This window comes from Diaphorobacter sp. LI3 (genome assembly GCF_022807955.1).
GTDB lineage: Bacteria > Pseudomonadota > Gammaproteobacteria > Burkholderiales > Burkholderiaceae_C > Diaphorobacter > Diaphorobacter nitroreducens.
The window spans coordinates 2625122-2639056 of record NZ_CP094346.1 but is presented as its reverse complement, the minus strand read 5'-3'; the positions used below and the strand labels follow the sequence as shown (position 1 = coordinate 2639056).

The following is a 13935-nucleotide window of genomic DNA, read 5'->3' as shown; positions in this document are numbered from 1 at the left end:
GGTGGTTCAGGCGGCCCGGCCGCCCAGGTACAGCTCGCGCACCTGCGGGTCGTGCATCAGCTCGCGCGTGGTGCCGGTCAGCGCCACGGTGCCCATGGACAGGATGTAGGCGCGGTCGGACATGCGCATGGCCTCCATGGCGTTTTGCTCGACCATGAGGATGGACACGCGCTCCTTGTCGCGCACCTCGACGATGGCGGCGAACACCTCCTGCAACACCTTGGGCGACAGGCCGGCTGAGGGCTCGTCCAGCAGCAGCACGCTGGGGCTGGGCATGAGGGCGCGCGCCAGCGCCAGAATCTGCCGCTCGCCGCCCGAGAGCGACGCCGCGGCAGCGTTGATCTTGCGGCCCAGCACGGGGTACAGCTGGCACAGCTGCTCGATGCGCCGCTGGCAGGCCTGCTGCGGCATGTAGTGCCCGCCGACCTGCATGTTCTCGCGCACCGTGAGGTTGGCGAAGACGTTCTCGGTCTGCGGCACGAAGCCCAGGCTGCAGTGGCGAATCTTGCGGTGCACGGGCATCTGCGAGCGGTCCTGGCCCTCCACCAGCACCGTGCCGCTGCGCGGCAGCAGGGCGCCGGCGATGGTCTTGAGCAGCGTGCTCTTGCCGCAGCCGTTGGGGCCGAGCAGGGTGACGATCTCGGCGCGCTCCACGTGCAGCGAGATGCCCTTGAGGATGTCCACCTCGGGCGTGTAGCCCGCGACGATGTTGTCGATCTTGATCATCAGGCGGCCTCCAGGACCGGGTTCGCGGCGCCGCCCAGATAGGCCTGCACCACGTGTTCGTTGGTCGCCAGCTCGTCGGGCCGGCAGCTGGCCACGATGCGGCCCCGGTCCAGCACGATGCAGCGCGTGCAGACCTCGCGGATGAAGTGCATGTCGTGCTCCACGATGACGAGCGTCATGCCCTGCGCGTTCAGGCGCTGCAGCGCGGCCACGATGTCGCGGCGCAGGTTGGGGTGCACGCCGGCCGTGGGCTCGTCCAGCATCAACAGGCGCGGCTCGCCCATCAGCGCGCAGACGATGCCCAGCAGCTTCTTCTGCCCGCCCGACAGGGCCGCCGCGGGCAGGTCGCGCACGTGGGTCAAAAGCAATTGATCCAGCAGCGCGGTGGCCTTGGCGTGGGCGGCGGCCTCGGCCTGGCGCGCGCCGGCCAGGCCCAGCAGCGTGCCCCACACGCCGTGATGCGCCGTGGCGGCGGCCATGGCCACCTCCATGACCGACATCTTGCGCGGCATGGAGGGCAGCTGGAAGGTGCGGCCCACGCCGGCGGCGACGATGCGGTGCGCCGGCACCTGGTCGATGCGCCGGCCCTCGAACTCGATGGCGCCGCGGTCGATGGCCTCGAAGCCGGTGACGGTGTTGAGCAGCGTGCTCTTGCCCGAGCCGTTGGGACCCAGCAGGCCGACGATCTCGCCGGGGGCAATGGAAAAATCCACGCCGTGCAGCACCTGGTTGCCGCCGAAGGCCTTGGCGATGTCCTTCACTTGAAGCAGGGGGTTCATGCGATCCTCCGCAGTTTTTCGGGCACCAGGCCCTCGCTGCGCCACAGCAGGCAGGCCAGCAGGATGGCGCCGATCATCCCCAGGCGCAGCGCGCCGGCCACGTCGGAGTCAAAGCCGATCCAGTCCTTGGCGAAGGGCACGACGACGTGCGCCGCCTGCACCGCCACCACGCCCACCAGCACGCCCAGGGTGTTGCCCAGGCCGCCGATCATGACCATGGTCCACAGCAGGAAGGTCTCGGAAGCCAGCATGTACTCGGGCCCCGCGAAGCTCATGTAGTGGGCGTATAGAAAGCCGCCCAGCGCAGTGACGGCGGCGCTGGCCATGATGGCGCGCGTCTTCAGGGTGCGCAGGTTGTAGCCCAGGCAGGTGGCCAGCTGCGGCTCCTCGCGCATCAGGCGCAGGGCGCGGCCGAAGCGGCCGTTGCCCAGGCGCGCGCACAGCCAGGCGGCGGCGGCCAGCACGGCCAGCACCAGCGCCAGGAAGGCCACGGCGTTCCAGGGCCGCGTCAGGCCATCGAACAGCGCGGGGATGGCGCTGATGCCATTGGCGCCGCCGGTCAGCCACCCTTCGTTGGTGGCGATGGTGCGCAGGATCTCGGCGATGGCCAGCGTGGCGATGCCCCAGTAGTCGGCGGCCAGCTTGCGGCCCAGGCCGGCCATGAAGGCGCCCAGCAGCATGGCCAGGCCCAGGCCCAGCGCCAGGCTGGGCAGCGGGCCCCAGCCCAGGCCGAAGCCGATGCCGGCGGCGTAGGCACCCAGGCCGGCGAAGGCGATGTGGCCGAAGTTCAGCATGCCGGCGTAGCCCGCCTGCAGGTTCAGGCCCAGGGCCATCAGCGCGTAGATGCCGGCGATGGTGACGGTGGAAACGGTGAAGTCAAACACGGCGGACCTCCCGGTCGAACAGCCCGTAGGGCTTGAAGAGCAGCGCCAGCAGCAGGATCAGGAACGAGGCGGCGGAGATGTAGCCCACGGGCATGAAGGCCAGCTCGCGCCCCAGGATGGGGCCGAAGTTCAGGTTGGTGACGGCGGTCTCGGTCAGCGCGATCAGCAGCGCGCCGAACACCGCGCCGATGGGGTTGCCCAGCCCGCCCAGGATGGCGGCGGCGAACACCGGGAGCAGCAGGTCGTTGCCCAGGTTGATGTGCGCGCCGGTGGACAGCGCCAGCATGCTGCCGCCCAGTCCGGCGATGGCGCCGCTGGCGAAGCTGACGAAATAGGTGATGCGCGCGGCGTTCAGGCCCGAGGCGTTGGCCAGCATGGGGTTGCTCGACAGCGCCCGCATGGCGCGCCCCAGCCGGGTATGGAACAGCACCAGCATGAACAGCGTCAGCAGCACGATGGTGGTGCCCATCAGGTACAGCTGCGTCCAGGCGATGCGGGCCCCGCCGATCACCAGCGGCTCCGCGCGCGGCAGGTCGAACATGCGCGGGAACGAGCCGGCCAGCCCCTGCATGGCGGCGATGACCAGCATGGCCACGGCCAGCGAGCCGATCATGGCGATCGCCGGGCCGCCGCGCAGCAGGCGCTGGAACACCAGCACCTGCAAAAGCAGCGTGAGCAGCCCTGCAGCGGCGCTGCCGGCCAGCAGGGCGCCGACCAGCGGAACGCCCCGGGACTGCAGGGCGTAGGTGACGTAGGCGCCGAACATGGCGTACTGCACGTGCGCCACGTTGGGAAACTTCACCAGACCGTAGAGCATGCTCAGGCCCAGCGCGATGAGCGCCAGGTCGGAGGCACGCAATATCGTGTCGACGAGGAATTGAAGCATCGGGGAATCTCGGGCAACAAAAAGTGGGCGCAGGCCGGGCCCGGCCTGCGCCAGGGGCGGGGATCAGCGCGGCGCCAACTTGCCGTTCTCGAACTTGTGCTTGTCGTAGGGCGGGTCGATGCGCTGGCGGTCCTGGTCGAAGCGGATCAGGCCGGTCACGCCCTGGTAGCCAGAGGCGCCCAGCTCCTTGAGCGCGGCCTGGATGGCGGCCGGCGTGGTGGCCTGGGCCTTCTCGATGGCGGCGGCCGTCATGAGCACGCCGTCGTAGCCGTAGCCGGTGTAGGAGGTCTTGAAGCCTTCCTTGTACTTGGCCTTGAAGGCCTCGGCATAGGCCTTGCCCGCCTCGCCCTGCACCGAGCCCAGCTCCATGCCGATCTGGCCGTTGGCGATGGCAGGCGGCGTGTCCGACAGGCTCATGGTCATGAGAATGGCGTACCACGGCACCTTGCGCAGGCCGAGCTCTTCGGCCTCGCGGTTGATCACGGCCGACTCCTGGCCGTAGGCGGTATAGACATAGGCGTCGGGGTTGCTGCGCGCCATCTGCTGCAGCTCGCGGCGGTAGGTGGACTGGCCGGCGGTGTAGAGCACCTCGGTCACCACTTTGCCGCCCAGCTTCTCGAACTCGGCCTTGTAGCCCTCCAGCACGCCCTGGCCGTAGGCGTTGTTGGGCGCGATCATGGCCACGCGGCGCAGACCCAGGGCGTAGGTGTCGGAGGCGGCGAACCTGTTGCTGTAATCCTCCAGGCCCACCAGGCTGAACGAGGTGGCACCCAGCTGGCGCACCTTGGTGCTGCTGCTGTTGATGTTCAGGTGGGTCACGCCTTCCTTGACCAGGTACTGGGCCATGGGCAGGGTGATGCCCGAGGAGTATTCACCCATCACCACCGGCACCTTGTCCACGGTGGCCAGCTTGCGCGCGGCGTTCAGCGCCGTGGTCGGGTTGCCGCCCGAGTCCTCGACGATGACGTTGATCTTCTTGCCGAGCACGCCGCCCTTGGCGTTGACGTGCTCTACGCCCAGCATGACGCCGCGGCGCACGTCCTCGCCCACGGTGGCGTTGGCGCCGGTGAGCGACAGCACGGCGCCGATGTTGATGCTGTCCTGCGCCCAGGCCTTGCCGCCGGCCAGGGCGAGCAGGGACGCGGCTGCTACGAGGGCGCCCAGGTGGCGGCGTGAGAGAGCGGATGTACGCATGGTGATGTCTCCTGTCGTGGTTGTGGTGAGGAAAGGAAAGCGCACGGGGGGCTTCAGATCTCGAACAGGCGGCCGAACTGCGGCAGCGCGTCGCGCACGCCGGCCAGGCGCAGCGCGTGCCAGGCCATGGCGGAATTGCTGGCGATGACGGGCTTGCCCAGCTCCTGCTCCACGCTGGCGATCAGCGTGGCCATGCGCAGGCTGGTGCACGAGACGAAGACCGCGTCCACGTCGCCGTGCGCGCCCGTGGCCAGGATGGCCGCGCGCAGCGAGGCGGCGTCGATGCGCGCCACCTCGTTGTCGTTGCTATGGTTGAAGGTGGCGATGCGGCTGACCTGCAGATCGCGGGACTGCAGGTGGCCCTCGAACAGCTGGTTCACGCTTTGCACATAGGGCGTGATGAGGGCCACGCGCCGCGCGCCCAGGGCCTTCAGGCCGGCCACCGCGCCGGTGATGGGCGTGGTCACGGCCACGCCGGGGCGGGCGTTGCGCACGCGCTGGGCCACCTGCTCCTCGCCGATCACGATGGAGCCGGAGGTGCAGCCGAAGGCCACTACCTGCAGCGGCACGTCGGGCACGATCAGCTCTACGGCGGCGGTGATGTCCTTTTCCATCGCCGCCAGGTTGGCGGGCGTGATGTCGGGCGAGTTGTACAGGCGCGATTCGAAGAAGGCCACGCCGGGCAGGTCGATGATCTGGCGCCACTCGTGCTCCAGCGTCTGGTCGGTGGCCAGCACCACCAGGCCGATGGCGGCGCGGGCCATCAGGCCCTCGTCCATGGTGAAGGGCAGCACCGTGTAGGGGCTGTGCTCCAGGGTTGCGGTGTCGTTCATGCGAGGGTCATCCCGGTAATGTCGATGGCGGGTTTGCGGCCGTCCATCAGGTCGGCCACGATTTGCGCGGTGCCGCAGGCCATGGTCCAGCCCATGTGGCCGTGGCCGGTGTTCAGGAACAGGTTGCGGTGCCGGCTGGCGCCCAGGATGGGCGTGTTCTCCGGCGTCATGGGGCGCAGGCCGGCCCAGTAGTCCGGCTGGCTCCAGTCGGCGCCGCTGGGGAACAGCTGGCGCGCCGCGCGCAGCATGGGCTCGAAGTCGCGCGGGCTGTGCCGCGTGTCATAGCCGCTGAATTCGGCCGTGGCCGTGAAGCGCAGCCGATTGCCAAAGCGCGCCCAGGCGACGAGGTTGTTCTCGTCCACGCCCGACAGGGTAGGAGGCAGGTGCCCTTCGCCGACGGGGAAGGTGACCGAGTAGCCCTTGACCGGGTAGATGGGCAGGCGGTAGCCCAGCGGCCGCGCCAGGATGGGCGAATAGCTGCCCAGCGACAGCACGTACTCGTCCCCCGTGATAGGCCCGGCGCTGGTGTGCACGGCGGCGATGCGGTCGCCCTGCGCCTCGATGCGGTCGATGGATGTGTCCATGAGAAAGCGCACGCCCGCCGCGCGGCAGCGCTCGGCCAGGGCGCGGGTGAACATGCGCGCATCGCCGCTCTCGTCGCTGGGGCAGTAGATGGCGCCGGCGATGTGGGCGCGGGCCGAGGCCAGCGCCGGTTCGCGCTCGACCACGCCGTCCGTGTCCAGCACGTCCAGGCGCATGCCGCCGTCCGACAGGATGCGCATGTTGGCCTGGCCGCGCTGGAACGAGGCGGCGTCGCGGTACATGTACAGCGCGCCCTGGCTGATGCGCTCGTATTGCAGGCCCTGCGCGGCGGTCAGCGCCTGCAGCTGCTCCTGCGAGTAGCGGCACAGCACCAGCTTGCGGCCGGTGTTGATGCGCGAGCGCTCGGCCGTGCAGTTCTGCAAGAACTTCCACAGCCAGAGCCACATGTGCGGGTCGGCGTTGAGTTTCAGGCGCAGCGCCTGGCTGCTGTCGCGCAGCGAGCGCCACAGCACGCCGGGCGCGCGCGGCGACGCCCAGGTGTAGGAGTGGCCGGGCGCGACCATGCCGGCGTTGGCGTAGCTGGTCTCGCTGGCAGCCAGCGGCTGGCGGTCGATCACCGTCACCTGGCGGCCCTGCGCGGCCAGATACCAGGCGGTGGTGATGCCCGCGACGCCGGCGCCCAGAACGACGGTATGCATGGATGAAACCTTCTTCTTGCGGCCGTGCGTCAGAGGGCGGCGACGACGCCGATTTCCACCGTGTAGGGCGGGAAGGCCAGGGCGGACTCGACGCAGGCGCGCGCCGGGGCGTGGCCGACGGGCACCCAGGCGTCCCACACCTCGTTCATCTCGGCAAAGGTCTTGTGGTCTGCCAGCCAGATGGTGGCTTGCACGATCTTGGTCTTGTCGCAGCCGGTTTCGGCCAGCAGCGCGTCGATCTTGTCCAGGATCTGCCGGGTCTGCCCGGCCACGCTGGCCGAGGTGTCGTCCGCCACCTGGCCGGCCAGGAAGACGAAGCCGTTGGCCACCACGGCCTGGCTCATGCGGTTGTTGGTCTTGATGCGCTGGATGGTCATGTCGGTCACTCCTTAGGTTGGGAAGAACTGCCTCCAAAAGTGAAGGCAGCTGTGTGTTCACTGCTATCTGCTGCCGAGAAACGTGCCGGGTGGACGATGCCGTCCGGCCGGATTTCCCATAAGAGACGCAAATCGTTGATGGCAAAGGAAACCGCTGCACCAGGGTTGGGCGCGCAGCTGCGGCGGCAGTCGTCCGCCGGCTGTGCCCTCCTTTGCGGGACCAGCGAAGTGCCGTGCCTGCTCAGGCCTGGGAACGCTCTGGCCGGCACCGCCGCTCCATCTCTGCCGAGATATCTGCAACCGGTCGACCTGCCAGCACATGCCCATGAATATCCGGGAGCCACGCCTCTCCACCTTCTTCGAAAATGCGTTCAACACCAGTGTCTAACAAAGTGTAGACACTTGTGAATAAGGTGGTCAACACAACTGCCTCATGGTTTTCACCAACATGGGCCGGCTGGCTTGAGCTTGGTGTAACAACCCTGAGCGGCTGGACAGGCCGGGAAGGCGGTGGTGCGGCGACGGCGGTGCATCCCGTTCCGCCGGGAGTCCAGCGCCGCAGGCCCGCCCCGGCGGCTGCCCGGATGGGCGCGCTCTTGGCTCAGGGGCGTTTCAGGTGCCGAGCGCCGGCTTGCAGGGCAGGGTCGGACGTGAGGAGCTGCGGAGACTGGGGCGCGCCCGTGCCGCAGGTGGGCGCATCAACCGGCGGGATGCGCTTCGCGCAGCAGCCAGGCGCGGAAGGCCTGCAGGGCCGCGCTGGCAGGGCGGGACTTCAGCCGGCTGGCGGGTCTGGCCCGCTCCGCCCAGGGCGCGCCAGGGTTTCGCAGCGCTCGGCGATGGCATGGCGCGCAGCGATCTGATTTCGCCAGGGGCGATGGCGCTGGTCGCCAGGTCGAACACCAGCGGGTCGTGCCCGGCGCGCGGCGCGGCAAAGGCAGTGGGGTTGGTACCGAACAGCGCCTGGGTGCCGCCGCTGGGCACCACGCAGGCCATGCTGTTGACCAGAGCCAGCGCCACCAAGCCGTCGCGCGCCAGGGGCTCCACGTCGGGCCACAGGGCGGCGAAGTGGCGCGAATTGCGGACGGCCAGCAGTGCGATGCCGTTGGCCCGTGCCTTAGCCATCAGCGCCGGGTAGGCCGCCTGCCAGGCTGGCTGGGCGAAGCCGTTGCCCGCATCCATGGCCAGGTAGTCGGGACACTATGGCTGTGCGAGCCGAGGGGCCTAAGACGAACAACAGCGGTACCAGGAACCCGCGTGACTTTTCTATGCATCCGTGAAAACCAGAACTTCATCACGTTGTCTGTTTTTGGGGAACTGTCTACACTTGTATAGTCAGATTGGTGAATGCTAATAGACACACCTTCTGGCCGCAGCTTATTTAGCGCGTCAAGCTTTTCAACCCCAATCCAAGGAGACAAACATGGCCGGTGTTGGTAGTGAGAAACTTTTCGAAAACGATAAGGTGATCGTGTGGAACTTCGAGTTGAAGCCAGGTGAGCAGACCCCGATCCATACGCATGAGCATTCATACGTGTGGTATTCCATCCAGGGGACGGATCTGCAGGTGTTCGATGAGCATGGAAACGACCTGGGGACTCTGGAGGTCCCTACCGGGGCGGTCTATTCACTGAAGGTGGAGGACGGGTTTATCGAGGTGATGTCTGAGATTTGCAAGGGCGTCAAGATCCCTGCCAAGCACAGCGCCAAGAATGCCGGCACCACGCATTACCGTGAGATCCTCGTCGAATACAAAACTTGAGCTTCAGCGCTTGAGTTCTCCCTGAATGCGAGCTCCGGCACGGTGTGGCATCAGGCAGCCAGCCGGAATCGACGGCCCGTCCAACGTCCATGGCATTGTTTTTAGCCGCGCCATAGGCCCTGTGTGCGGCGGGGCCGCCTCAGCCGCCCGGTGTTGTCTCGCGCAGCAGCCAGGCGCGGAACGCCTGCAGCGCCGCTGTGGGCGGGCGCGACTTGAGACGGAATAGCCAGTACTGCCGGACGCAGAGCGCGAGAGCCTGGACGCGCGCGTGGGTTTCGGCCGAGGCGACCTGGTGGAATACTCGCCGCGGACCGAGCCGCATGCAGACCGGGAGGGCATGACGGTGGCCGAGCTGCGCGAAGCCACCATGGTGCTGAGCGACAACACCGCGGCCAACCTGCTGCTGCGCCGGCAGGGCGGGCCTGCGGGCCTGACGGCGTGGCTTCGGGGGCTGGGCGACACCCACACGCGCCTGGACCGCACAGAACCCGCGCTGAACGACGTGCCGCCCGGCGAAGTGCGCGACACGACCACGCCGCTGACCATGCTGTGCACCGTGCAAATGCTGGTAATGGGCGAGGCGCTGGCGCCGCCATCGCGCGCGCAACTGCAGGCTTGGCTGCTGGGCAACCTTACGGGCGACAAGCGCTTGCGCGCCGGCATGCCGCCCGGCTGGCGGGTCGGGGAAAAGACCGGCACCGCCGAGGGCACGGCCAACGACGTGGGCGTGGTGCGGCCAGCGCCGGGGCAGGGCGCGCCTGCCGTGGTGGCCTGCTACCTGACCGAGTGCCCGGCCGCGCCCGCGCAGCGCGACGTGGCCATCGCGCAGGTAGGGCGGCTCGCCACAGCTTGGCTCAGAGCTTCTTGACCAGCACCTGGCTCTTGCGGTCCCAGTTGTACTTGCGCTTGCGTGCGTCGGGCAGCCAGTCGGGGTCCACGGGCGAAAAGCCCCGCTTGATGAACCAGTGCATGGTGCGCGTGGTCAGCACGAAGATGCTGGACAGGCCCAGCATGCGCGCGCGCTGCTCGATGCGCTTAAGCAGCTTCTCGCCGTCGCCCGTGCCCTGGCTTTGCGGGGACACGGTGACGGCGGCCATCTCGGCCGTGCCGGCCTCCGGGTAGGGGTAGAGCGCGGCGCAGCCGAAGATCACGCCGTCGTGCTCGATCACGGTGTAGGCGGCGATGTCGCGCTCGATCTCGGTGCGGTCGCGCTTGACCAGCGTGCCGTCGCGCTCGAACGGCTCGATGAGCTGGATGATGCCGCCCACATCGTCGATGGTGGCTTCGCGCAGCTCTTCCAGCTTTTCGTCGATGACCATGGTGCCGATGCCGTCGTGCACGTAGATCTCCAGCAGCAGCGCGCCGTCCACCGCGAACGGCAGGATATGGCTGCGCTCCACGCCGTGCTCGCAGGCCCTCACGCAATGCTGCAGGTAAAAACCCACATCGGTCGGCTGCTGCGCGGGCGGCAACTGGGCCAGCAGCTGGCGCGCTGCGGCCAGGGGCAGTTCGGTGTCGATGGGGTTGTCCTCGGCGTCGGGTTCCAGCGGCTGGATGCGGATGCCCGGCACTTCGGTCAGGAACAGCAGCTTGTCTGCCTTGAGCTCGGTGGCCACGCGTGTGGCGACTTCCTCCATGGCCAGGTTGAAAGCCTCGCCCGTGGGCGAGAAGCCGAAGGGCGAGATGAGCACCATGGCGTCGGACTCCAGCGTGCGGCGGATGCCTTCCACGTCCACCTTGCGCACCAGGCCCGAGTGCTTGAAGTCCACGCCGTCCACGATGCCGACGGGCCGCGCCGTGAGGAAGTTGCCGGAGATCACGCGCACGCGCGAGCCCGCCATGGGCGTGTTGGGCAGGCCTTGGCTGAAGGCGGCCTCGATCTCATAGCGCAGCTGGCCCGCAGCCTCCTGGGCGCAGTCCAGCGCCACGGAATCGGTCACGCGCATGCCGTGCGAGTAGCGCGGGGCGTGCCCCTTGGCGTGCAGCTGTTCGTTGACCTGCGGGCGAAAGCCATGCACCAACACGATCTTCACGCCCATGGCCTGGATCATCGCCAGGTCCTGCACGATGCTCTGCAGCTTGCCCGCGGCGATGGCCTCACCCGTCAGGCCCACCACGAAGGTCTGGTGCCGGAACTTGTGGATGTACGGCGCCACGGACCGGAACCAGGGAACGAAGGTGAAGTTGAAGACCGTGGACATGGGCGGTGCGTCAAAGGGTTGGCGGTGGAGCGGTGAAAAGAGGGGCGGAGACGAAAAGCGCTCGCGGCTTCCCGTGCGCCTGTACCAGGGCAGGGGCGCCAGCAAGCGCAGGCCGCAGTGTAGCGGGCTGCGCGCCGTGCCGCGGGCAGCGCGGGGAGGGAGGAGGAGTGCTCCTTAAATAATAGCTGCCAGCGCTTGATTGTGATAGTTTCTGAAGGGTTTTCTTTTGGAATCCACCGCAGGACAAGCGCAGACAGCTATTCAAATAATAGCTGCCCACGCGGCCATCAGCGCCCGCCGCGCGCCGACAGCGCCAGCGAACCACGTGCGGCAGCCGGCCGGGCCGTCCGCACGGGGGCCGGCTTGCGCTGGGCCGGGCGGGCATCGCGCCAGCGCATGGCCCAGCGTTCCACGGTGTAGTACGACAGCGCCGCCAGCGCCGCCGAGATCAGGAAGCCCAGCACCACCACGGCCGGCCACGGCAGGTCGGCGCGCAGGTAGCGCACCACGGGGTAGTGCCACAGGTAGATGCCGTACGACAGCTTGCCCACCAGAATCAGGGCCGGTGCGCTCAGCATCTGGTGCAGCGCGCCGCGGTGCTGCTGCACCGCCAGCAGCACCACCAGGGCGGCGCATTCCACCACCGTCATGCCCCAGAGCATGGCGTTCATGTCGTCCCAGGACTGGGCCATCAGCAGCGGCACGGCCAGCACCACCCACATGAAATGGTGCAATCGCTGGCGCAGCGCCTGAAACCAGGCGGGTTGCTCGTGCAACAGCGTGGCCAGCAGGCTGCCGGCCAGCAGGCCCGTGGCGCGGGTGTCGAAGCGGAAGAAAATCTCGTAGAACTGCTGGCCCTGCGCCACCCACAGCACGCGCCAGGCCCACGCCAGCACCAGCAGGCCCAGCACCGGGCGCCACAGCGCGCCGCGCGGCGTGAAGCGCGCCAACACCACCAGGAGCGGCGGCCAGACCAGATAGAAGTGCTCTTCCACCGACAGCGACCACATGTGCAGCAGCGTGTCGGGGCTGTCGAAGAAGGCGATGCCGTAGTCGGCCAGGTACAACAGGGACACCAGCGCGTCGGAATACACGTCCGTGAGGTCCGGCCACAGCAGCGGCGCGAACACGCAGTACGCCCCCAGGAACAGCGCCAGCGCGGGCATCAGGCGGAAGAAGCGGCGGCGGTAAAAACGCCAGTAGTCCAGCCGGCCGTTGCTTTGCAGTTCCTGCAGCAGCAACGAGGTGATCAGGAAACCGCTGAGCACGAAGAACAGGTCCACCCCGTAGAACGCGCCGTCGAACAGCGGCGCATGGGCGTGCGACAGGATCACCAGCAGGATCGCCACGCCGCGCAGTCCGTCCAGTGCGCTGTTGTAGGCCAGGCTCAGCGCGCGGCCGTCATGGCTGAGGGGGTTCACCCGGGGGTTGTCCATTTTGTCTGCCAAAACGCGGCACCTCCATTGCTGGGCAGGCCTGGCGCCCGCCGTGTTCATCACCAATCACATCCCGACCCGGAATGGGCTTGTCGCCAGTCCGATGCGCTGCCCAGGCCGTGCCTGGCCGCATTGCGCTGGCTGGGAGTGGTCGACACTGCCAGCCGTCACTGAGGACGGCGCGGCACCCTTCGCTCCTGTGTCGGTAAGGTAGGCCGTGAAAAGCGGTCCTGCGGTCGTGGGCACGCGCTGCGTGCCGCGCCGGATCTGCGCCCGGCCGTCGGATTCTAGGGGCCGTCCACAGGGGGCGGGTTACCAAATGTCGCTACCAATTCAGGGTGATGACTTTCGGGTGAGTGCGAAGTTCCGCTGCAAGCCACCGTGGCGTGACCGCGGGCACGCGGGGGCCTATGGCGGAGACGGTGAAATTGTCTTTCCGGTTACCATCAAAGGGTTAACCCTGATGATGCGTTCGCCCCAGCGGACGCTTTTTCTTTTCTGCAAGCGGCCCTTCGCGGGCCTCGTACACCGGCCCCACAAGGGCCTTCAATGAAGGAGAGCTTATGTTCCGCAGAACCGTTCTTGCCGCTGGCGCAGTCCTGGCCCTGGCCGCAGGCGCACCCACGATGGCGCTGGCCAAGGATGCCTGGCCGGTCAAGACCATCACGCTGGTGCAGCCCTATGCACCCGGCGGCACCAGCGACATGCTGGCGCGCATCATCGCCAACGAGCTGGAAAAGCGCATCACTGCCAGCGTGATCGTGGAAAGCAAGGCCGGTGCCAACGGCAATATCGCCACCGCCTACGTGAGCCGCGCCAAGCCCGACGGCGGCACCTTCCTGGTGGGCTCCAGCAGCCCGGTGGTGATCTCGCCCACGCTGTACAAGAACGTGCCCTACGACCCGGTGAAGGACCTCACGCCCATCACCCCGCTGGCCAAGGCGCCGTTCCTGCTGGTCACGGGCGCCAACTCGGGCATCAACTCGGTGGACGAGCTGCTCAAGCTCATCAAGGCCGACAAGATCAACTTCGGCTCGGCCGGCGCGGGCTCGCCCCAGCACATGATCGTGGAGATGTTCCACATGCAGGCCAAGGCCAAGACCATGCACGTGCCGTACAAGGGCTCCGCGCCGCTGGTGCTGGCCGTAATGTCCAACGAAGTGCAGTACGCCATCGACAACCCCGTGCCGCTCAAGCCGCAGATCGAGGCCGGCAAGATCAAGGCGCTGGCCATCACCAGCAAGACCGCCTCGCCCAAGTTCCCGGGCGTGAAGCCGCTGGCGGAGCAGGGCTTCCCTGGCTTCGAGGCCGAGCCCTGGTACGGCATGATCGGCTCCAAGGGCCTGCCCAAGGACCTGGCCGAGCGCATGAACAAATATGTGCGTGAGATCCTGGCCCAGGAGAATGTGAAGCAGAAAATCTCCGACCTGGGCGCCGAGGCCTATGGCCTGAGCACGGCCGACTTTGCCAAGCTGATCGCCGCCGACATTCAGAAGTGGGGTGCTGCGGTCAAGGCATCGGGCGCTACGGCGGACTAAACGCATGCAATAGGTGACAAAAAAGGCCGTGAGGATTCACGGCCTTTTTTGCGTCTGACGCCCACCGGTCAAGCGCGGGCA

Annotated in this window: 12 protein-coding genes and 2 pseudogenes; 3 read left to right on the top strand and 11 right to left on the bottom strand. The window is 67.8% G+C overall.

The genetic code is table 11. The annotated features are described in order from the left end of the window. Window positions 1–6: 6 nt before the first annotated feature. From MRB47_RS12200 to MRB47_RS19995, 9 genes and pseudogenes are all read right to left on the bottom strand, one after another. On the bottom strand, window positions 7–726 hold the full coding sequence (locus MRB47_RS12200) for an ABC transporter ATP-binding protein (protein ID WP_252100846.1): 720 nt from the start codon (window positions 724–726) through the stop codon (window positions 7–9). Next, window positions 726–1505, bottom strand: a complete 780-nt coding sequence (locus MRB47_RS12195; protein WP_252100845.1) for an ABC transporter ATP-binding protein — start codon at window positions 1503–1505, stop codon at window positions 726–728. The genes MRB47_RS12200 and MRB47_RS12195 overlap by 1 nt, the downstream gene beginning before the upstream one ends. Next, window positions 1502–2389 (bottom strand): branched-chain amino acid ABC transporter permease, encoded by an 888-nt coding sequence (locus MRB47_RS12190; RefSeq protein WP_252100844.1) that lies wholly within the window; start codon window positions 2387–2389, stop codon window positions 1502–1504. The genes MRB47_RS12195 and MRB47_RS12190 overlap by 4 nt, the downstream gene beginning before the upstream one ends. Next, window positions 2382–3275, bottom strand: coding sequence for a branched-chain amino acid ABC transporter permease (locus MRB47_RS12185; protein ID WP_252100843.1), 894 nt, complete (start codon window positions 3273–3275; stop codon window positions 2382–2384). Before MRB47_RS12185 ends, MRB47_RS12190 begins: the two co-directional genes overlap by 8 nt. A gap of 63 nt (window positions 3276–3338) precedes the next feature. Next, complete coding sequence (locus MRB47_RS12180; RefSeq protein ID WP_252100842.1) at window positions 3339–4469, bottom strand: ABC transporter substrate-binding protein; 1131 nt, start codon at window positions 4467–4469, stop codon at window positions 3339–3341. Window positions 4470–4522: 53 nt separating this feature from the next. Continuing rightward, window positions 4523–5302: an Asp/Glu racemase gene (locus MRB47_RS12175; protein WP_252100841.1), complete on the bottom strand. Its 780-nt coding sequence runs from the start codon at window positions 5300–5302 to the stop codon at window positions 4523–4525. Continuing rightward, on the bottom strand, window positions 5299–6543 hold the full coding sequence (locus MRB47_RS12170; RefSeq protein WP_252100840.1) for a D-amino acid dehydrogenase: 1245 nt from the start codon (window positions 6541–6543) through the stop codon (window positions 5299–5301). The genes MRB47_RS12175 and MRB47_RS12170 overlap by 4 nt, the downstream gene beginning before the upstream one ends. Before the next feature lie 29 nt (window positions 6544–6572). Then, window positions 6573–6920, bottom strand: a complete 348-nt coding sequence (locus MRB47_RS12165; protein ID WP_252100839.1) for a RidA family protein — start codon at window positions 6918–6920, stop codon at window positions 6573–6575. Window positions 6921–7775: 855 nt separating this feature from the next. Next, a pseudogene (locus MRB47_RS19995) lies at window positions 7776–8108 on the bottom strand (Ldh family oxidoreductase); the annotation flags it as partial. Between the two features lie 232 nt (window positions 8109–8340). Here MRB47_RS19995 and MRB47_RS12155 point away from each other — a divergent pair. Then, complete coding sequence (locus tag MRB47_RS12155) at window positions 8341–8679, top strand: hypothetical protein (RefSeq protein ID WP_103738332.1); 339 nt, start codon at window positions 8341–8343, stop codon at window positions 8677–8679. A gap of 238 nt (window positions 8680–8917) precedes the next feature. Beyond that, a pseudogene (bla, locus tag MRB47_RS12150) lies at window positions 8918–9547 on the top strand (class A beta-lactamase); the annotation flags it as partial. Here the strand turns inward: bla and argA are convergent. Together argA and MRB47_RS12140 are read right to left on the bottom strand one after the other, a co-directional pair. Next, the gene (argA, locus tag MRB47_RS12145; RefSeq protein WP_015913105.1) at window positions 9534–10880 is read right to left on the bottom strand and encodes an amino-acid N-acetyltransferase; all 1347 of its coding nucleotides are present in this window, start codon (window positions 10878–10880) and stop codon (window positions 9534–9536) included. The pseudogene bla and the gene argA sit on opposite strands and share 14 nt — an antisense overlap. 287 nt (window positions 10881–11167) lie before the next feature. Then, complete coding sequence (locus MRB47_RS12140; protein WP_252100837.1) at window positions 11168–12316, bottom strand: acyltransferase family protein; 1149 nt, start codon at window positions 12314–12316, stop codon at window positions 11168–11170. Window positions 12317–12879: 563 nt separating this feature from the next. Between MRB47_RS12140 and MRB47_RS12135 the strand changes: the two genes are divergently transcribed. Beyond that, window positions 12880–13854, top strand: a complete 975-nt coding sequence (locus MRB47_RS12135; RefSeq protein ID WP_011805532.1) for a Bug family tripartite tricarboxylate transporter substrate binding protein — start codon at window positions 12880–12882, stop codon at window positions 13852–13854. Window positions 13855–13935: the final 81 nt, after the last annotated feature.

Excerpts from the sequence above, each read along its gene's own strand:
- MRB47_RS12200 (WP_252100846.1), bottom strand. The coding sequence starts at position 726 with ATGATCAAGATCGACAACATCGTCGCGGGCTACACGCCCGAGGTGGAC.
- MRB47_RS12195 (WP_252100845.1), bottom strand. The coding sequence starts at position 1,505 with ATGAACCCCCTGCTTCAAGTGAAGGACATCGCCAAGGCCTTCGGCGGC.
- MRB47_RS12185 (WP_252100843.1), bottom strand. The coding sequence starts at position 3,275 with ATGCTTCAATTCCTCGTCGACACGATATTGCGTGCCTCCGACCTGGCG.
- MRB47_RS12180 (WP_252100842.1), bottom strand. The coding sequence starts at position 4,469 with ATGCGTACATCCGCTCTCTCACGCCGCCACCTGGGCGCCCTCGTAGCA.
- MRB47_RS12175 (WP_252100841.1), bottom strand. The coding sequence starts at position 5,302 with ATGAACGACACCGCAACCCTGGAGCACAGCCCCTACACGGTGCTGCCC.
- MRB47_RS12170 (WP_252100840.1), bottom strand. The coding sequence starts at position 6,543 with ATGCATACCGTCGTTCTGGGCGCCGGCGTCGCGGGCATCACCACCGCC.
- MRB47_RS12165 (WP_252100839.1), bottom strand. The coding sequence starts at position 6,920 with ATGACCATCCAGCGCATCAAGACCAACAACCGCATGAGCCAGGCCGTG.
- MRB47_RS12155 (WP_103738332.1), top strand. The coding sequence starts at position 8,341 with ATGGCCGGTGTTGGTAGTGAGAAACTTTTCGAAAACGATAAGGTGATC.
- argA (WP_015913105.1), bottom strand. The coding sequence starts at position 10,880 with ATGTCCACGGTCTTCAACTTCACCTTCGTTCCCTGGTTCCGGTCCGTG.
- MRB47_RS12140 (WP_252100837.1), bottom strand. The coding sequence starts at position 12,316 with ATGGACAACCCCCGGGTGAACCCCCTCAGCCATGACGGCCGCGCGCTG.
- MRB47_RS12135 (WP_011805532.1), top strand. The coding sequence starts at position 12,880 with ATGTTCCGCAGAACCGTTCTTGCCGCTGGCGCAGTCCTGGCCCTGGCC.